The sequence below is a fragment of the Bradyrhizobium diversitatis genome, from assembly GCF_016031635.1.
GTDB lineage: Bacteria > Pseudomonadota > Alphaproteobacteria > Rhizobiales > Xanthobacteraceae > Bradyrhizobium > Bradyrhizobium diversitatis.
In genome coordinates, this window is sequence record NZ_JACEGD010000055.1 from 20,914 (window position 1) to 39,095 (window position 18,182).

Consider the following 18,182-nt stretch of genomic DNA (forward strand, 5'->3'; position numbering starts at 1 on the left):
TCTAGCGCGGCAGCGCCGAGGCCGCTCCTGACGCGGGCAGGGTGGCTGTGTCCGCCTCGGTTCTGCGGTAGGGCTCGCCGGCTGCGTCGAGCACGGGATAGGCGACCGAGCAGATATGCGAGTGGATGCGGCGCAGGTCGCGCAGCACGTCCAGATGCAGCGACGTGGTCTCGATGGTCTCGGGACGGCCCTCGCGCAGGCGGTCGAGATGCCGCTCGACCGCGGCAAGCTCGGTGTTGCGTAGCGCGGTTTTCTCCACCAGCAGCTTGCGGGCCTCGTTGGCGTCCCCCGACATGAAGACGCCGAACGCGATCCGCAGCGAGTCCATCGTGCGCTTGTGGAAAGCGGCGAGCTCGTCGGCCCCTTCCGCCGAGAACTGGAAGCGCCGCTTGATCTTCTTGGTGGCGAGCTCGCTCAGGCTCTTGTCGATGATGTCGCCGATGTGCTCGAGGTTGATGGCGAAGGAGATGATCTCCATCGCGCGGCGTCCTTCGGTCTCGTCGAGGCTGCCCCGCATCAGCTTGGTCACGTAGAGCTTGATGGCCTCGTCGAGACCGTCGACGAGATTGTCCATCTTGGAGACCTGATCGACCAGCGCACGGTCGCCGCTCATCATCGCGGCCATCACCTTGCGCAGCATGACCTCGACGAGATCGCCCATGCGCAACGTCTCGCGGGCGGCGTCGGCGAGCGCCAGGGACGGCGTCTCCAGCGCGGTCTCGTCGAGATAGCGCGGCCGGGCCGGGTCGGCCTCATGCACGCGATCCGGCAAAAGGCGGGTGAGCAGGCGCGACATGGTGTCGAGCAGGCCGATGAAGACGACGGCCGTGCCAAGGTTGAAGGCAATGTGGAAAGCCGCCGTCATCTTGGCGAGATCGGGCTGCCAGGCATGCATGTGCTCGGCGATCGCGCTCAGGAAGGGCAGGACGAGGGCGATCCCGACCACGCGGTTGACGAGATTGCCGACCGGCAGGCGATAGCTCGCGGGATCGTCACGCCTGGCGCCCTCGAACACGGGATTGATGGCGCTGCCGAGATTGGCCCCCAGCACCAGCGCCAGCGCCGCATCGGGCGAGATGAACTGCGAATAGGCCAGCGACATGATCAGCAGCACGCTGGCGACGCTCGAATGCACCGCCCAGGTGACGAGGGCGGCGATGACGATGCACAGGATCGGATCGCCCGTGATGGCCGACATCACGACGCGGACGCCGGGCGCGTTCTCCGCCGGCGCCAGCGTGTCGAGCAGGATGTGCAGCGAGAGCAGCATCAGGCCGAGGCCGATGCAGACGCGACCGATGTCCTTGATCCGCGAGCGCGGGCCGGAGCGGAAGGCGACGAGTCCGAGCACGAACAGGACCGGCGCAACGGCTGCGATGTTGAACGACAGCACCTGCACGATCAGCGTCGTGCCGACATTGGCTCCCAACATGATGGCGAGCGCAGCGGCGAGGCTGACGAGGCCCTCGGCCGCGAACGAGCTCGTGATCAGCGCCGTCGCCGTGCTGCTCTGAAGCAGCGCGGTGAGCCCGAGGCCGGCGGCGAATGCGCTGGCGCGATTGCTCAGCGCCTTGCCGAGCAGCCGCCGCAGGTCGGGACCGAAGGCGCGCAAAATGCCGCTGTGGACCATGTGCAGGCCCCACAGCAACAGGGCAACGCCGCCCATGAGATCGAGCAGAACCAACGTTCCCATGCTCCGTGTCCGGATTGGAGTCGATTGGCGAGGCTAACGCCAAACGGGAGCCGATCAAACCCTTTGTCGGCGCATCGGCGTTAACGTTTGCGGCAGCGGCGCGTTCCCGCGGCGCGCGATTGCGCGTCCGCCGGAGCGTGGCTGCCCTGTCCCGAGGCGCGTTGCCTCGCGAGCAGGCTCACATTGTCGCTTTCAGGGCAGCGAAGCCGCGATCGAGATCGGCCTTGAGATCATCGACGCTCTCGAGCCCGATGTGCAGACGCAGCGTCGGGCCGCCGGGCGCCCACTTGGTCGCGGTGCGATAGGCATCGCAATCGAAGGGGATCACGAGGCTCTCGAAGCCGCCCCAGGAGAAGCCCATGCCGAACAGCTTCAGCGTATCGAGCATGGTGTCGACCGCCTTCTGCGGCGCGGGCTTCAGCACGATGCTGAACAGGCCTGACGCACCGGTGAAGTCGCGCTTCCAGATCGCATGGCCGGGATCGGTTTCGAGCCCCGGATGCAGCACGCGCGCGACCTCGGGTCTGGCAGCGAGCCAGCGCGCCATGTCGAGCCCGGAGCGATGATGCTGCGCCAATCGCACCGACAGCGTGCGCAGTCCGCGCAGCGCCAGAAAGACGTCGTCGGGGCCCGCGCAGACGCCGAGCAGGCGGATGCCCTCGATGATCTGCGGCCAAGCCTTGGCATTGGCAGAAATCGTGCCGAACATGATATCGGAATGGCCGCCGATATATTTGGTGGCGGCCTGCATGCTGATGTCGACACCCTGCTCGAGCGAGCGGTGATAGAGCGGCGTCGCCCAGGTGTTGTCGTCGATGACGAGCGCGCCGCGCCCATGCGCGACCTCGGCGATGGCGCGGATGTCGGGCATCTCGAACGACTGCGAGCCCGGCGCCTCCACCAGCACCGCGCGGGTGTTGGGCTTGAACAGCTTGTCGATGCCGGCGCCGATCAGCGGATCGAAATAGGTGGTCTCGACGCCATAGCGGGCCAGCATGCCGTTGCAGAAATTGCGCGAAGGCCGGTAGACGTTATCGACGACCAGAATATGGTCGCCGGTCTTCAGTACCGAGAGCAGGGTGGTGGAGATCGCCGAAAGCCCGGAGGGCACGATGCCGACGCCGGCGCATTGCGGTCCCTCCAGCGCCATCAGCGTGTCCTGGAACGCCTTGGTCGTCGGGGTGCCGTGGCGGCCATACGTGAACTCGCCGCGATGGGCGTGCAGGTCCTCGGCGGTCGGATAGAGCACGGTCGAGCCGTGGAACACCGGCGGATTGACGAACCCCTTCTGCGCCTTGGTGTCGCGGCCGGAGGTGACCAGCCGGGTCTCGGCATGCTGCTGCTGGGGGTGCGAGGAATCCATGCGTCTGCTTTCAAAATCGCGTTTCCGCCGGGCGCGTTGCGCCCGCGGGCGGGCCGAAAGGCCGTCGTCGTTAATAACAGAACACAGAAGAGTCTCGTCAACCCCTTGACCCGGCAGGCCAGTCGTTCTGTGATGCGCGGGTGCTATTCAGTCGCCGCATGTTGAGGGGCCTGCCGCGACCTTCGATCCAATGTCTGACCGGACCTTGCGCCACAGCCGTAATGGCGGGCGCCTGCGGCGGGGATTAAGGTATGGCCTCCCGGGATCGGCGGGTGTTCGGCAAGTGTTCCAGCATGACTCTTGCAAGGCTAGCCCTGGTACGATTAGCCCTGGCAGAGATGACCCCACAGACAACATTATTCCTGATCTTGAGACGACCTTGAAAGGCCCAAAGCCCATGAAACGCGTAACCCTGGCTCTCACCCTTGCTCTCGCCGCCGGCCTCTCTGCCGAAGCCGCCGATGTGCAAACGCTCAAGACCGTCAAGGACCGGGGCATGCTGTCCTGCGGCGTCAGTCAGGGCTTGCCCGGCTTCTCCTCCCCGGATGACAAGGGCAACTGGACCGGCATCGACGTCGACGTCTGCCGCGCCATCGCGGGGGCGATCTTCAACGATCCGACCAAGGTCAAGTACGTGCCGCTGTCCGCCAAGGACCGCTTCACGGCGCTGCAATCCGGCGAGATCGACGTGCTCTCGCGCAACACCACCTGGACCATCTCGCGCGACACCTCGCTCGGCGCCAATTTCACCGGCGTGACCTATTATGACGGGCAGGGCTTCATGGTGAAGAAGTCCCTCAAGGTGAATTCGGCGCTCGAGCTCAACAGCGCATCGGTCTGCGTGCAGACCGGCACCACCACCGAGCAGAATCTCGCCGACTACTTCAAGGCCAACAACATGAAGTACGAGGTGATCGCGTTCGCCACCAACGACGAAACCGTCAAGGCCTACGAAGCCGGCCGTTGCGACGTCTTCACCACCGACCAGTCGGGCCTGTACGCCAATCGTCTGAAGCTCGCCAGTCCCAACGACCACATGGTGCTCCCCGAGATCATCTCGAAGGAACCGCTCGGTCCGATGGTGCGCCACGGCGACGACCAGTGGTTCGACATCGTGAAATGGACGCTGTTTGCGATGATCACCGCTGAAGAGCTCGGCGTCACCTCGAAGAACGTCGACGAGAAGGCGAAACTGGAAAATCCGGAACTGAAGCGCGTGCTCGGCAGCGACGGCAATTTCGGCGAACAGCTCGGTCTGACCAAGGATTGGGTGGTGCGGATCGTGAAGGCGGTCGGCAATTACGGAGAGGTGTTCGACCGCAACGTCGGCGCGGGCTCGCCGCTCGCCATCAATCGCGGTCTCAACAATCTCTGGAATAAAGGCGGTCTTCAGTACGCGCCGCCGATCCGCTGATCACCCGATCGGCCGGCAACGGCATGAGCACCGAGGCCCGAAAACCGCCGGCCCAGAGTGCGCTGAAGATCCGGCGCATCCTGGGCGGCAAGGCAGGCTGGAACGGCGTTGCCGTCCAGTTCGCCTTCGCGGCGATCCTGGGCTGGATCGGCTATGAAATCGTCTCCAATGCCCGCGCCAACCTCGAGAACCAGCACATCGCCGCCGGCTTCGGCTTCCTCAGGAACAATGCCGGCTTCGACGTCAACCAGACCCTGATCCCCTATACCGGCTCGGACACGTTCCTGCGCGTGTTCGTCGTCGGGTTGCTGAACACGCTCGTCGTCTCGGTGGTGGGCATCGTCTTCGCCACCGTGATCGGCTTCATCGTCGCGCTGTGCCGGCTGTCGCCCAATTGGCTGCTGTCGCGCGTCGGCGAGATCTATGTCGAGGTCATCCGCAACCTGCCGGTGCTGTTCCAGATCCTGTTCTGGTACCTCGCGGTGCTCGCGGCCCTGCCCAATCCGCGGCAGAGCATTTCCCTGTTCGGCATCGCGTTCATCAGCAATCGAGGCCTCGTCGTTCCCAGCCCGATCGGTCAGAGCGGTCTCGTGCCGTTCCTGGCGATGCTGGTGTTCGGCATCGTGGCGTCACTGGCCCTGCGCTTCCATGCGCGGCGCGCGCTGTTCCAGGAAGGGCGCATGATCCGGATCTGGCCCTATGTGCTGGGCCTGCTGTTCGGGCTGCCAGTCGCGACCATGCTGGTGTTCGGCTTGCCCTTCACCTTCGAGCTGCCGCAGCTCAAGGGCTTCAACTTCGCGGGCGGCTCGCGTATCATCCCGGAATTCGTGGCGCTGACGGTGGCGCTGTCGTCCTATACCGCCGCCTTCATCGCCGAGATCGTGCGCGCCGGCATCCTGTCCGTTCATAAGGGACAGATGGAGGCGGGAGCCTCGCTCGGTCTCAGCCGAGGCGCCACGCTCCGCCTGATCGTCGTGCCGCAGGCCATGCGCGTCATCGTGCCGCCGCTGACCAACCAGTACCTCAATCTCACCAAGAACTCGTCGCTGGCGGTCGCGATCGGCTATCCCGACCTGGTGTCGGTGTTCGCCGGCACGTCGCTGAGCCAGACCGGGCAGGCGATCGAGATCATCGCGATGACGATGGGCATCTATCTCCTGATCTCGCTGCTCACCAGCGCCGTCATGAGCGTCTACGGTTGGCGCGTCAGCCGGAGCCTCGGCGCATGACCGATATCAGCTCAAGCAGCTTCGTCCGCCAGGACCTGCTCGCCGAGCGGCCCGCGCCGATCAAGACCACGGGCTTCATCGGCCTGGTGCGTACGCGCCTGTTCAACTCGCCGACCAATATCCTGCTCACGATCGTGGGCGCCTTGCTGCTCTGGTTCACCGTCATTCCCTCCGTCAGGTTCCTGATAGTCGATGCGGTCTGGAGCGGCCAGGACCGCACCGCGTGCCTCGCCGAGAACGCCGGCTTTGCTGTCGGTGCCTGCTGGCCCTACATCCAGGCGAAACTGCCGCAGCTCATCTACGGCTTCTATCCCGAGGCGGAGCGCTGGCGGGTCGACCTCACGATGTTGCTCGCGGTCGTGCTGCTGCTTCCGCTGCTCGTTCCGCGGCTGCCGGCGAAGGGTCTGAACGCGGGCCTGTTCTTCGTTGCCTTTCCGGTGGTCGCATTCTTCCTGCTGCACGGCGGCGGCATCAAGGGCTTCGGCCTGAGCTGGACGGCCGGCCTGCTGCAACTGTTCGACGAGAGCATCATCGGTGCCGGGCAGGCGCTCCTCAGTCTCAGCAAGACGTCCGCCATCGCACCGTTGCTGTGGGTTGTCGGAAGCCTCATCGTGCTGGTCGGCACGGCGATCTCCTGGCTGATCTTTCCGCTCACCTGGCTGCGCGACTATGTCCAGGTGATGGGGCAGCCGGTCTGGGCCGATTTCGGCATCACTGCCGCGATTGTCAGCCTGATCGCGTTCTTTCTTGCTGGCGGCATTCGCACCGGCGGGCGGGCTCTGGCATCCAGCATCGCCATCTTCATTGCCATCGCGATCGTCATCAAGCTGATGGGCCTGGACCGCGGCGGATTGCCGATCGTGACGACCAATCTATGGGGCGGCCTCCTGGTGACATTGGTGGTCTCCGTCACCGGCATCGTCACTTCGCTGCCGATCGGCATCGCGCTGGCGCTCGGCCGCCGCTCCACCATTCCCTTGATCCGGATCTTCTCGATCGCCTTCATCGAGTTCTGGCGCGGTGTGCCGCTGATCACCGTGCTGTTCTTCGCCACCTACATGCTGCCCCTGTTCTTGCCCGGCAATTTCACCGTCGACGGCCTGGTCCGGGCGCTGATCGGCATCGCGCTGTTCACCGGCGCCTACCAGGCCGAGAACGTCCGCGGCGGCCTCGCTGCGATCCCGCGCGGGCAGGGCGAGGCGGCCGCCGCCCTCGGACTGTCGTGGTGGAAGACGACCTCGTTGATCGTGCTCCCGCAGGCGCTGCGTCACGTCATTCCGAACCTCGTCAACAGCTTCATCTCGCTGTTCAAGGACACCTCGCTGGTTTCGATCGTGGCACTGTTCGATCTCCTGGGCTCGCTTCGCGCCTCGTTCTCGGATCCGAAATGGTCGACGCCGTCGACCGCATTCACCGGCTTCGCCTTCGCCGGGATCATCTACTTCATCTTCTGCTTTGGAATGTCGCGCTACTCGCTGTTCGTCGAGCGCCGCCTCAACGCCCACCGCCGCAGCTGATCGAGGCCACCATGTCCGAGCCCATCGTCAAGATTTCCGGCCTCAACAAGTGGTACGGCGAATTCCATGTCCTGCGGGACATCGACCTGGCGGTCGCGAAGGGCGAGCGCATCGTGATCTGCGGGCCCTCGGGCTCGGGCAAGTCGACCTTGATCCGCTGCATCAATGCGCTGGAGGAATTCCAGGAGGGCGAGATCGTCGTCGACGGCATCGAGCTCGGTCCCAACCTCAAGCATGTCGATGCCGTGCGTCGCGAAGTCGGCATGGTGTTCCAGAGCTTCAATCTGTTCCCGCATCTGACCGTGCTCGACAATTGCACGCTGGCGCCGATCTGGGTCCGCAACATCCCCAAGAAGGACGCCGAGGCGACCGCGATGAAATTCCTGGAGCGGGTCAAGATCCCGCACCAGGCCAACAAGTTTCCGGGGCAGATGTCCGGCGGCCAGCAGCAGCGCGTCGCGATCGCCCGCGCGCTGACCATGAACCCGAAGGTGATGCTGTTCGACGAGCCGACCTCGGCGCTCGACCCCGAGATGGTCAAGGAGGTCCTCGACACCATGGTCGATCTCGCCGAGGAGGGCATGACCATGCTCGTCGTCACCCACGAGATGGGCTTTGCCCGCGAGGTCGCCAACCGCGTCGTGTTCATGGACGCCGGCCAGATCATCGAGGCCAACACGCCGAGAGAATTCTTCGCCGCCCCACGGCATGCCCGCACCAAACTGTTCCTGAGCCAGATCCTGCGGTGAGCCCCCGCAACCCGGCGGCCTCGCCGGTCTGACCGCCGCCGCAAGCTTGGCACCATGCGAATCAGCTCGTCTCTTTTCGGACCATCCTCCGGAGAGAAACCTTGCAGAGCAGTCTCGGCGCGCGCGCATACCAGAACGCGCGATTGCAGAAGAAGTTGAGGAAGCAGGCGGACGCCGTCATGTCCTTCGCGGTCGAGGCACTCGGGCAGGGCAGACCTGCCGAGGCCGAGGAACTCTGCCGCGAGATTTTGAAAGAGGTTCCGGATCATTTCCACGCCACGCACCTGCTCGGCCTGCGCGCGTTCGACGGTGGCCGGCTCGATGAGGCGGAATTCCTGCTCGAGCGCGCGATTGCGCTCGACCCGCGTTCACCCGACGCCCATGGCAATCTCGGGGCCGTGTACTTCGCTCTCCAGAAATTTCAGGCCGCCCGCGCGTGCCAGGAGAAGGCGATAGCGCTGAAGCCGAATTGTCCGATCACCCTGACCAATCTCGGCAATACGCTGCTGCACATCGGTCTCGGCGAAGAGGCGATCGGACTGCACGACCGCGCGATCAGGCTGAAGCCGGACTATGCGGATGCATTTTGCAACCGCGGCATGGCGGAGCTGATGACCGGCAAATTCGAGCGCGCCAAGGAGAGCTTCGATCGCGCCCTATCGCTTCAGCCGCGCCATGCCGAGGCAATAGCCGGCAGGGGCATGGTGAGCCTCGAACTCAGGCACTTCAACGCGGCTGCCGCCGCCCTCGACGCAGCGCTCGCGATCAAGCCAGGGTCACCCAGGATTCTGCTGCAGCGCGGACGGCTCAATCTGAGCCTGTCCCGGCTGGAGCAGGCGGCAGCGGACCTCGATGCGGCGCTGACGCAATCGCCACGGCTCGAGGTCGCGCTGTGCTGGAGGGCGCAAATCGACATCCTCGTGGGGAACACGGCGCGGGCGATGGTGGGCGTCAAGACGCTGCTCGAGGTCAATCCGCGCTCGGAGATGGGATTGGCGCTTCTTGCGGCTTGCCACGTGAACCAGGGAGACATCGCGACGGCGCTCGCGCATCTCGATGCGGCGCTGGAGATCGCGCCGGACTTTCCGGAGGCGATCGGATACAGGATTTTCGTGCTGGATTATCTGCCGCAGGCCGATTTCGTAGTCCAGCAGGCGGCCCGAAAATACTGGTGGGATGCGATCGGCGCCAAGTTGCCGAGAAGGACGCTTGCGCCGCGCAAGCTCGATCCGGACAGGCGGATCGTCATCGGCTATGTCGCGTCCGAATTCAGGCGCCACTCGGCAGCGTATTCGCTGTTGCCGGTGCTGCGCCATCATGATCACGCCAGGTTCAAGATCGTCTGCTATTCCTGCTGGCCGTCGCAGGACGAGATGACCGAACAGTTCAAGCCTTTGGCGGACGTCTGGGTCGATGCCGCGCAGCTTTCGGACGACGAACTGGCTGATCGTATCCAGGTCGATGGGATCGATATCCTGATCGACGTATCAGGACATACGACCGGCAGCCGGCTCCATGTCTTCGCCCGCAAGCCGGCCCCGATCCAGGTCACGGGCTTCGGACATGCCACCGGGACCGGCCTTCAGACCATGGACTATGTGCTCGCGGATCCGGTCTTCATTCCGCCATCCGCGCGCCATCTGCTGGCTGAGAAGGTTCACGATCTGCCGTGCCTGATCACGATCGATCCCATCCTGGATGCGCCGCCTTCTGAGCTCCCCATGCTCCGCAACGGCCATGTGACCTTCGGCGTGTTCAACCGCATCTTCAAGATCTCGGACGAGGCCATCGGTGTGTGGTCGAAGGTGATGCGCACGGTGACCGGATCGAAGATCATCATCAAGAACGGATTGCTGGACGATCCTATGCTGCGCGACCGCCTGATTGCGCGGTTCGTGGAGCAGGGCATCGCCGAGGACAACGTCGTCTGCATGGGCTCGACCCCGCGCGCCGAGCATCTGCAGGCCTTCGCGAAGGTCGACATCTCGCTGGATACCTTCCCGCAAAACGGCGGCATCAGCACCTGGGAATCGCTCTATGCTGGCGTTCCGGTCGTCGCCAAGCTCGGGAGGGGCGCCTCGTCGCGCGCCGGCGGGTCGATCGTCGCGGCCGTCGGTCTTGGAGACTGGGTCGCCGAGGATGACGAAGGCTATGCCGCGATCGCGTGCAAATATGCGGCGCAACCGGCTCATCTGGCGAAACTGCGCGCAGAACTGCCGGCCGGGATCGCGGCCTCGCCCGCCGGCAACGTCGAGATCTACACGCGCGAGGTCGAGGCGGGCTATCGCCAGTTCTGGCGCGACTATTGCGCTGCGGCCCCGGAAGGCGGGGACCTAGCGTAGGCCGGGGGCCAGATCTCGCCCTGAGCATCGGGAAACCCCGGGGGCCTCGCCGCTTCAGCCGACCGGGCGGCCTTGACGACGAATCAGCTAGACTCTCCGTGCGGCCATCCTTCGGAGAGCAACCTTGCAGAGCAGCGGCGCCGGCGCGCGCGCATTCCAGAACGCGCGATTGCAGAAGAAACTCATGAAGCAGGCGGACGCCGTCATCTCCGCCGCAGCGAGCGCCTATGGCCAGGGCCGGTACGCGGAGACCGAGGCGCTTTGCCGTGAGATCCTGAAGGCGCTTCCGGATCATTTCGATGCCACGCATTTGCTAGGCCTGTGCGCCCATGACGGCCGTCGCCTGGCGGAGGCGCAAGAGCTGCTCGAGCGTGCGATTGGGCTCGATCCGCGTTCGCACGAAGCCCACAGCAACCTCGCGACCGTCTACTTCGACCTGAAGAAATTCGAGGATGCGCGCAGGTGCCAAGAGAGGGCGATCGCGCTGAAGCCGAACTTCCCGCTCGCGCTGACCAATCTCGGCAATACCCTGCTGCACATGAAGCTCGCTGAGCAGGCCATCGAACTGCACGATCGCGCCATCAAGCTGAAGCCGGACTATGCCGATGCGTTCTGCAATCGGGGCATGGCCGAACTGATGATGGGTCAGTTCGATCGCGCCAGGGAGAGTTTCGACCGCGCTCTGTTGTTTCAGCCGCGTCACGCCGAAGCGATCGCCGGCAAGGGGATGCTGAGCGTCGAGCTCCGGCACTTCGACGAGGCCGAAGCCGCGCTCGCGGCGGGACTGGCGATCAAGCCCAATTCGGCGAGGATGCTGGCCCAGCGCGGACGGCTCAACTTCGATCTGTCGCGGCTGCCGCAGGCCGCCGCAGACTTCGATGCCGCGCTGGCGCAATCGCCCACGCTCGAGCTGGCGCTGCGCGGGAAGGCGCAAGTCAACATTCTCCTGGGGAATACGGCGAAGGCGATTTCGGCCGTCAAGACTCTGCTCGAGGAAAATCCGCGCTCCGAGATCGGCATGGCACTGCTGGCGTCGTGTCATGCGAGCCAGGGAGACATCGCGACGGCGCTTGAGCATCTGGACAAGGCGCTGGAACTCAGGCCGGACTATGCGGACGCCATCGAGCGCAAGATTTTCCTGCTGGACTATCTTTCCGAGGCTGGTTTTGCGGTCCAGCAGGCGGCGCGAAAGTCCTGGTGGGACGCGGTCGGTGCCAATTTGCCGCGAAGGACGCTCGCGCCACGGGAGCTCGATCCGGACAGGCGGATCGTGGTCGGATATGTCGCGTCCGAATTCAGGAACCACTCGGCCGCGCTCACTTTGTTGCCGGTGCTGCGCCATCATGATCACGCCAGGTTCGAGATCATCTGCTATTCCTGCTTTCCGTTGCCGGATGAGATGACCGAACGCTTCAAGCCTTTGGCGGACGTCTGGGTCGACGCCGGACAGCTCTCGGACGACGAGCTGGCCGATCGAATTCAGGCCGACAAGGTCGATGTGCTGATCGACGTATCAGGCCACACGACCGGCAACAGGCTCCATGTGTTTGCCCGGAAGCCCGCGCCCGTCCAGGTCACGGGTTTCGGACATGCCACCGGGACCGGCCTTCAGACCATGGACTACGTGCTCGCCGATCCGGTCTTCATTCCGCAATCGGCGCGCCATCTGTTGGCCGAGAAGGTTCACGATCTGCCGTGCCTGATCACGATCGAGCCCGTGCTGGACGTGCCGATGTCGGAGCTGCCCATGCTCCGCAACGGCCATGTGACCTTCGGCGTGTTCAACCGCATCTACAAGATCTCGGACGAAGCCATCCTTGTGTGGTCGAAGGTGATGCGCGAGGTGCCCGGATCGAAGATCATCATCAAGCACGGGCTGCTTGACGACCCCTTGCTGCGCGACAGCCTGGTGGCGCGGTTCGTGGCGCACGGCATCGCCGCTGAGAATATCACCTGCATGGGCTCCACCTCGCGCCACGAGCATCTGCTGGCCTTCGCGAAGGTGGACATCTCGCTGGATACCTTCCCGCAAAACGGCGGCATCAGTACTTGGGAATCGCTCTATGCCGGCGTTCCCGTCGTCGCCAAGCTCGGCAATGGCGCCTCGTCGCGCGCCGGAGGGTCGATCGTCGCGGCCGTCGGTCTGGAGGACTGGGTCGCTGAGGACGACGAAGGCTACGCCGCGATCGCATGCAAATATGCGGCGCAGTCCGCCCATCTGGCGAAGCTGCGCGCGGAACTGCCGGCCCGGATCGCAGCTTCGCCCGCCGGCAACGTCGAGATCTACACGCGCAAGGTCGAGGCGGGCTATCGCCAGTTCTGGCGCGACTATTGTGCCGCAGCCGCGGAACGCGGCGAGGTCGCATAAGTGGACCGAACCGGGGGCGCCTTGCGGGCGCACATCGGCGACGTGCGCCTTCTTGCGACGATCACACGAAGGGCGGCTTGATATTGCTGCGCTTCTCCAGCCACTCCGGCACCGGCAGGTTCTTGGCCCGCATGAAGTCTGCGTTGAACAGCTTGGACAGATAGCGGCTGCCGGAATCGCACAGCACGGTGACGATCGTCTTGCCGGGCCCGAGCTGCTTGGCAAGGCGGATCGCGCCGACCACGTTGATGCCGGTCGAGCCGCCGAGGCACAGGCCTTCGTGCTGCAGCAGCTCGTAGATCGCGCTGACGGCTTCGGCATCCGGAATGAGATGGGTATCGTCGACCTTGGCTGTCTCGACGATCGCAGTGGCGCGGTTGAGGCCGATGCCCTCGGTGATCGAGCCGCCGGGCGTCGCCTTGGCCTCACCGGTCCTGAAATATTCGTACATGCCGGCGCCGTGCGGATCGGCGCAAGCGATGCGGACGTTCTTGCTCTTCTCTTTCAGATAGCGGCTGACGCCGGCCAGCGTGCCGCCGCTGCCGACCGAGCAGACGAAGCCGTCGACCTTGCCGCCGGTCTGCTCCCAGATCTCGGGGCCGGTGGATTCGTAATGCGCCTTGGCATTGTCGAGGTTGTTCCATTGATCGGCAAACAGTACGCCGTTTGGCTCGGTCTTGCGCAGCTCGTCGGCGAGCCGCCGGCCGACATGCTGGTAGTTGTTGGGATTGGCATAGGGGAGGGCCGGCACCTCGATCAGCTCGGCGCCGCACAGCTTCAAGAAATCCTTCTTTTCCTGGCTCTGCGTCTCCGGGATCACGATCAGGGTGCGGTAGCCGCGCGCGCTCGCCACGACCGCGAGCCCGATGCCGGTATTGCCGGCGGTTGCTTCCACCACGAGACCCCCGGGCTTGAGCTCGCCGCGCTTCTCAGCCTCCAGGATCATCCATTTGCCGGCGCGGTCCTTGACCGACTGGCCCGGATTCATGAACTCGGCCTTGCCGAGAATGGTGCATCCGGTCAGTTCCGAGGCGCGCTTCAGCTTGATCAGCGGGGTGTTGCCGATGGCTTCGACAACGTCGTTTCGAATGGTCATGTCGGGGGAAATCACTGGCAAGGGGTTGATCAGCTTTGGCCAGAACCTAGTGCCTGGGAGGCCAAAGGGGAAGGCTTTTGCGCTGCGGCGAACCGGACCGAAACGCCCGCCCAAACAGTGATATTCCGAGCGGCGAGACCGGCGGTGATGCGCTCGGCCGCGAGGCAGGATACCGGTAGGAGGAAATCACTGAATGCTGTCGGGGGACGAAACGATAGCGCGCATCATGAGCGGTCTTGCGACCAATTTTTGCCAGGGACGAGACGGGTCGAAATCGAGGAGCGTGGGAGCGCGCGGAAAGCCGAAGAAGTGTCGGCGCGATGGACGGAATCGCTTTCGGCAAATTGACGGTCTTGTGATGTGGCTCGGAGGCGCGACTGGGCCGAAGCTGCGTGGTGTGCAGTCAAATTGCAGCTTAGCATCCGGTGTGGCAGCAATATCACATGAAATCTTGGTAAGCTTGATCACGTTTGCCGACGCCACGCAGAGAGAAAAGTCTCTGCGAGACAGACACTTTTTGTATTCCTGTCAGTTTCGCGCCCGCTCGTTGGCACGGGCATCTCGCAACTGCGACACTGTCCCCCTGTTCCGTGCCCGGCTAGTATGAAGCTCGAGGTTCCGCAGAAAGCATCGCCTGTGAACGAGTTGCCGAAAGCCCCCCCACCGTCCTGCCGCGAATCGGCTAATCCCGCGGCGGGGTGGCGGCTCGATCTGCCCGGCGGGGGGTGGATGTGACACAACATGTTCCGGCGATCGCCATGTGGCGATCATTGCGCTCCGCGGCCTGGACGCGTCGTGCGGCGCGCTGGCTTGCGGTGCTGAGCCTCTCCACCGGTTCAGGCGCTTGCGTGCTGACTCAGGATCTGCCCGACCCCGCGCTCGATGTTCCCGCGCAATACAAATATGCCGGGAAAGGGGATGTGCCGCCGTCACTGGATTGGTGGCGCGGCTTCCGCTCAGCGGAGCTGACGCAGCTGATGGTGGAGGCGCAGACCGTCAACCTCGACATCGCCGCTGCCGTTTCGCGCATCGTCCAGGCCGACGCCCAGGCGCGGCAGGCGGGCGCGGCGCTGCTGCCGAGCCTGTCGACAGCCGGCTCGGAAACCTATTCGCGCACCTCGGGTTCGAGCGCCTCCGGTCTGTCCATCGGCGGGCGCGAGGTCGTCAATTATTCGGCCTCGCTCAGCGCGAGCTATCAGCTCGACTTCTGGGGCCAGAACCGCGACGCGCTGCAGACGGCGGAGGAGACCGCGAACGCCAATCGTTTCGATCGCGACACGGTCGCGCTGACGACGCTCGCCGCCGTCGCCAACGCCTATTTCCAGGTGCTTGCCTCGCAGGACCGCATCAGGACCTCACAGCGCAACATCGCGAGCGCGCAGCGCATCCTCGATGCGGTCCGGGAGCGCCGCAGGGCCGGCACCGGCACCGATCTCGACGTCGCCCAGCAGGAAAGCGTACTGGCGAACCAGAAGGCCCTGGTGCCGCCGCTGCGCCAGACGCTGGACCAGAACGTCAACGCGCTTGCCGTGCTGGTCTCGCGCCCGCCGGAGAGCGTGCGCGTGCTCGGCGGCTCGCTGGACCGGATCGCGATCCCACGCGTGACGCCTGGCCTGCCGTCGGAGCTGCTGACGCAGCGGCCGGACATCCGCCGGCAGGAGGCGCAGCTCGCCTCCGCCACCGCGAACACCAGAGCTCGGCGCTGGTCTCGCTGTTCCAGCCGCACGCGGCCTTCTTCCAGCTCGTCGGCAGCGCCACGCAGCCGATCTTCGACGGCGGCCGGATCCTCGGCAATTTCGAGTTTGCCAAGGCACGCCAGGACGAGCTGCTCCAGACCTACCGCAAGACCATCGTCCAGGCCTTTGCCGACGTCGACAATGCGCTGTTCTCGATCAGGCAGACCACGATCCGGCTGCAATTGCAGCGCGACGTCGTGGCCGCCTCGCGCCGCGCCTTCGATCTGTCGGAGCAGCAATTGCGCGCCGGCACCGCCGACATCGTGACCGTGCTCAACACCCAACTGACCCTGTTCCAGGCGGAAGACGTGCTGTCGCAGGCGCAACTCGCACGGCTTCTCGCCATCGTCAGCCTGTACCAGGCGCTCGGCGGCGGTTGGGAGCCGCGAATGGAGAAACCGGTCAATGCTCTTTAAGCCGGATACGAAGCAGGGCGCGGAAGAGGGGACGGCGAAAAAATCGCGCGGCCGCGGCTTCGTCATGACCCTGGTCGCGCTCGCGATCCTGGGCGGCCTTGGCTATCTCGGCTGGATCGTCACGCATCAGCAACAGGCCAACAACCGCAACCAGCGTCCCGATCTGCCGGTGCCCGTGCTGGCAGCGAGCCCGCGCATCCAGGACGTGCCGGTCTATCTCGACGGCGTCGGGGCGATCCGCGCGCTCAACACCGTGACCGTGCGCTCGCAGGTCGACGGCAAGCTGATCGCCGTCAACTTCACGGAGGGCCAGGACGTCAAGAAGGGCGACGTGCTCGGCGAGATCGATCCGGCGATCTATCAGGCGCAGTACGACCAGGCGGTGGCCAAGAAGGCGCAGGACGAGGCCCAGCTCGCCAATCAGCGCATCGATCTCGCCCGCTACGAGCAGCTCGCCGCCTCCAATGCCGGCTCCAAGCAGCAGGCCGATACCCAGCGCGCGCTGGTGGCGCAGACGGAGGCGCTGGTGAAGGCCGACCAGGCGGCGATCGACAACGCGGCCGCGACGCTGAGCTACACCAAGATCGTGGCGCCGATCTCGGGCCGGGCCGGCCTGCGCCAGGTCGACCAGGGCAACATCGTCCATGCCTCCGACACCACGGGTCTCGTGGTGATCACGCAATTGCAGCCGATCGCGGTGTGGTTCAGCCTGCCGCAGCAGCAGATCATGCGCGTCAACGCGGCCGCGGCAAAGGGCACGCTCGCCGTCGACGTGTTCGGAAATGACGGCATTACCGTGATCGACACCGGCAAGCTCACCGGCATCGACAACCAGGTCGACCAGACCACCGGCACGCTCAAGCTCAAGGCGGAATTTCCGAACGCCCATTACCAGCTTTGGCCTGGCCAGTTCGTCAATGTCCGCCTCAAGGTCGAGACCTTGACGCAGGCGCTGGTGGTGCCGACCTCTGCCGTGCAGCGCGGTCCGATCGGGACCTTCAGCTACGTCATCGGCGAGGACAACATCGTCTCGGCCAAGCCCGTGACGGTGACCCAGCAGAACGAGCATGACGCCGTCATCGCCAGGGGCCTCTCGCCGACCGACAAGGTCGTCACCACGGGCTTTGCCAATCTGTCCGATGGCTCCAAGGTGATCGTGGGCCGCGACGACCAGACCCCGTCGGCCGATCTCGCGCCGCGCAAGCGCTCGCGCGGGCCGGACGCCCAGAAGAAGGAGGGTGCCAAAGAAGGCCAGAAGGATTCGCAAGGCAAGGAGGGCGAATTCCGCGCCAAGCGGAAGAGCAGCGAGGGCGACCAGAAGGGACAGACCGGGCCGGCACCGGGGCCGGGCGCATCGGGAAGTGGAGCGAAGCAGCCATGATCCCGACAACAGCCGCCTGAAGCGGCAGGCAGCTCCCATGGGTGTCTCCGAACCCTTCATCCGACGGCCGATAGCGACCTCGCTGCTCGGCATCGCGCTCCTGATCGGCGGGCTGCTGGGCTATTTCGCGCTGCCGGTCTCGGCGCTGCCGCAGGTCGATTTCCCGACCGTGCAGGTGACGACGCAGCTTCCGGGCGCCAGCCCCGACGTGATCGCCTCGCTGATCACCGCGCCGCTGGAGCGGCAGCTCGGCCAGATCCCGTCGCTGTCGGCGATGAACTCGACCAGCTCGTTCGGCGTCAGCCAGATCTCGCTCCAGTTCGACCTCAACCGCGATATCGACGGCGCGACCCAGGACGTGCAGGCCGCCATCAATGCCGCGGCCGGCGTGCTGCCCAAGACGCTGCCTTATCCGCCGACCTACGCCAAGGTGAACCCAGCGGACGCGCCGGTGATGACGCTGGCGCTGCGCTCCGACACGATCTCGTTGCGCGTGATGAGCGACATCGCCGACACCATTCTGGCGCAGCGCTTGAGTCAGATTTCCGGCGTCGGACGGGTCTCGGTCCTCGGCGGGCTGAAGCCAGCCGTGCGCATCCAGGCCGATCTCGCGCGTCTTGCGGCCTACGGCATCGCCATGGAAGATCTGCGTACTGCGATCGCCAATGCCAATGTCTCGGGGCCGAAAGGCTCGCTCGACGGCGCGCAGCAATCCTACATCATCGCAGCCAACGACCAGATCGCCGCCGCCGACGCCTACAGGCCGGTCATCATCGCCTATCGCAACGGCTCGCCCGTCACCATCGGCGACGTCGCCCAGATCGTCGACGGCCTCGAGAACGACCGCACCGGCGGCTGGTACCAGGGCACGCCGGCCG

The 18,182-nt window shown here is 65.1% G+C and carries 11 protein-coding genes and 1 pseudogene; 9 read left to right on the forward strand and 3 right to left on the reverse strand.

The features are described from left to right. Position 1 precedes the first annotated feature (1 nt). Positions 2 to 1,693 carry a Na/Pi cotransporter family protein gene (locus H1B27_RS36460; RefSeq protein ID WP_061881544.1) on the reverse strand — a complete coding sequence of 564 codons (1,692 nt, stop codon included), beginning with the start codon at positions 1,691 to 1,693 and terminating at the stop codon, positions 2 to 4. Between the two features lie 178 nt (positions 1,694 to 1,871). Further along, positions 1,872 to 3,056 (reverse strand): cystathionine beta-lyase, encoded by a 1,185-nt coding sequence (metC, locus tag H1B27_RS36465; RefSeq protein ID WP_061881545.1) that lies wholly within the window; start codon positions 3,054 to 3,056, stop codon positions 1,872 to 1,874. A gap of 397 nt (positions 3,057 to 3,453) precedes the next feature. On the opposite strand from metC, the gene H1B27_RS36470 reads away from it, so the two are divergent. From H1B27_RS36470 to H1B27_RS36495, 6 genes are all read left to right on the forward strand, one after another. Then, complete coding sequence (locus H1B27_RS36470; protein ID WP_197969366.1) at positions 3,454 to 4,470, forward strand: amino acid ABC transporter substrate-binding protein; 1,017 nt, start codon at positions 3,454 to 3,456, stop codon at positions 4,468 to 4,470. A gap of 23 nt (positions 4,471 to 4,493) precedes the next feature. After that, the gene (locus tag H1B27_RS36475; protein WP_197969367.1) at positions 4,494 to 5,699 is read left to right on the forward strand and encodes an amino acid ABC transporter permease; all 1,206 of its coding nucleotides are present in this window, start codon (positions 4,494 to 4,496) and stop codon (positions 5,697 to 5,699) included. Further along, entirely contained in the window at positions 5,696 to 7,216 is a 1,521-nt protein-coding gene (locus tag H1B27_RS36480) for an amino acid ABC transporter permease (protein WP_197969368.1), read from the forward strand. The genes H1B27_RS36475 and H1B27_RS36480 overlap by 4 nt, the downstream gene beginning before the upstream one ends. Positions 7,217 to 7,227: 11 nt before the next feature. Beyond that, a complete protein-coding gene (locus H1B27_RS36485; protein WP_061881549.1) occupies positions 7,228 to 7,965 on the forward strand; it encodes an amino acid ABC transporter ATP-binding protein in 738 nt (245 codons plus the stop codon). A 101-nt stretch (positions 7,966 to 8,066) separates the two neighbouring features. Beyond that, positions 8,067 to 10,307, forward strand: a complete 2,241-nt coding sequence (locus tag H1B27_RS36490; protein WP_197969369.1) for an O-linked N-acetylglucosamine transferase family protein — start codon at positions 8,067 to 8,069, stop codon at positions 10,305 to 10,307. 184 nt (positions 10,308 to 10,491) lie between these two features. After that, on the forward strand, positions 10,492 to 12,675 hold the full coding sequence (locus H1B27_RS36495) for an O-linked N-acetylglucosamine transferase, SPINDLY family protein (RefSeq protein WP_061881568.1): 2,184 nt from the start codon (positions 10,492 to 10,494) through the stop codon (positions 12,673 to 12,675). A gap of 61 nt (positions 12,676 to 12,736) precedes the next feature. Here the strand turns inward: H1B27_RS36495 and H1B27_RS36500 are convergent, their stop codons facing one another. After that, positions 12,737 to 13,771, reverse strand: coding sequence for a cysteine synthase A (locus H1B27_RS36500; protein WP_028176411.1), 1,035 nt, complete (start codon positions 13,769 to 13,771; stop codon positions 12,737 to 12,739). 725 nt (positions 13,772 to 14,496) lie between these two features. On the opposite strand from H1B27_RS36500, the pseudogene H1B27_RS36505 reads away from it, so the two are divergent. From H1B27_RS36505 to H1B27_RS36515, 3 genes and pseudogenes are all read left to right on the forward strand, one after another. Beyond that, positions 14,497 to 15,923: pseudogene (locus H1B27_RS36505) on the forward strand (efflux transporter outer membrane subunit). Beyond that, positions 15,913 to 17,304, forward strand: coding sequence for an efflux RND transporter periplasmic adaptor subunit (locus tag H1B27_RS36510; protein ID WP_197969370.1), 1,392 nt, complete (start codon positions 15,913 to 15,915; stop codon positions 17,302 to 17,304). The pseudogene H1B27_RS36505 and the gene H1B27_RS36510 overlap by 11 nt, the downstream one beginning before the upstream one ends. 37 nt (positions 17,305 to 17,341) lie before the next feature. Then, the coding region (locus tag H1B27_RS36515; protein WP_197969371.1) for an efflux RND transporter permease subunit at positions 17,342 to 18,182 on the forward strand (841 nt) is incomplete at its 3' end.

Coding starts and splice junctions, on each gene's coding strand:
- H1B27_RS36460 (WP_061881544.1), bottom strand. CDS start 1,693: ATGGGAACGTTGGTTCTGCTCGATCTCATGGGCGGCGTTGCCCTGTTG.
- metC (WP_061881545.1), bottom strand. CDS start 3,056: ATGGATTCCTCGCACCCCCAGCAGCAGCATGCCGAGACCCGGCTGGTC.
- H1B27_RS36470 (WP_197969366.1), top strand. CDS start 3,454: ATGAAACGCGTAACCCTGGCTCTCACCCTTGCTCTCGCCGCCGGCCTC.
- H1B27_RS36475 (WP_197969367.1), top strand. CDS start 4,494: ATGAGCACCGAGGCCCGAAAACCGCCGGCCCAGAGTGCGCTGAAGATC.
- H1B27_RS36480 (WP_197969368.1), top strand. CDS start 5,696: ATGACCGATATCAGCTCAAGCAGCTTCGTCCGCCAGGACCTGCTCGCC.
- H1B27_RS36485 (WP_061881549.1), top strand. CDS start 7,228: ATGTCCGAGCCCATCGTCAAGATTTCCGGCCTCAACAAGTGGTACGGC.
- H1B27_RS36495 (WP_061881568.1), top strand. CDS start 10,492: ATGAAGCAGGCGGACGCCGTCATCTCCGCCGCAGCGAGCGCCTATGGC.
- H1B27_RS36500 (WP_028176411.1), bottom strand. CDS start 13,771: ATGACCATTCGAAACGACGTTGTCGAAGCCATCGGCAACACCCCGCTG.
- H1B27_RS36510 (WP_197969370.1), top strand. CDS start 15,913: ATGCTCTTTAAGCCGGATACGAAGCAGGGCGCGGAAGAGGGGACGGCG.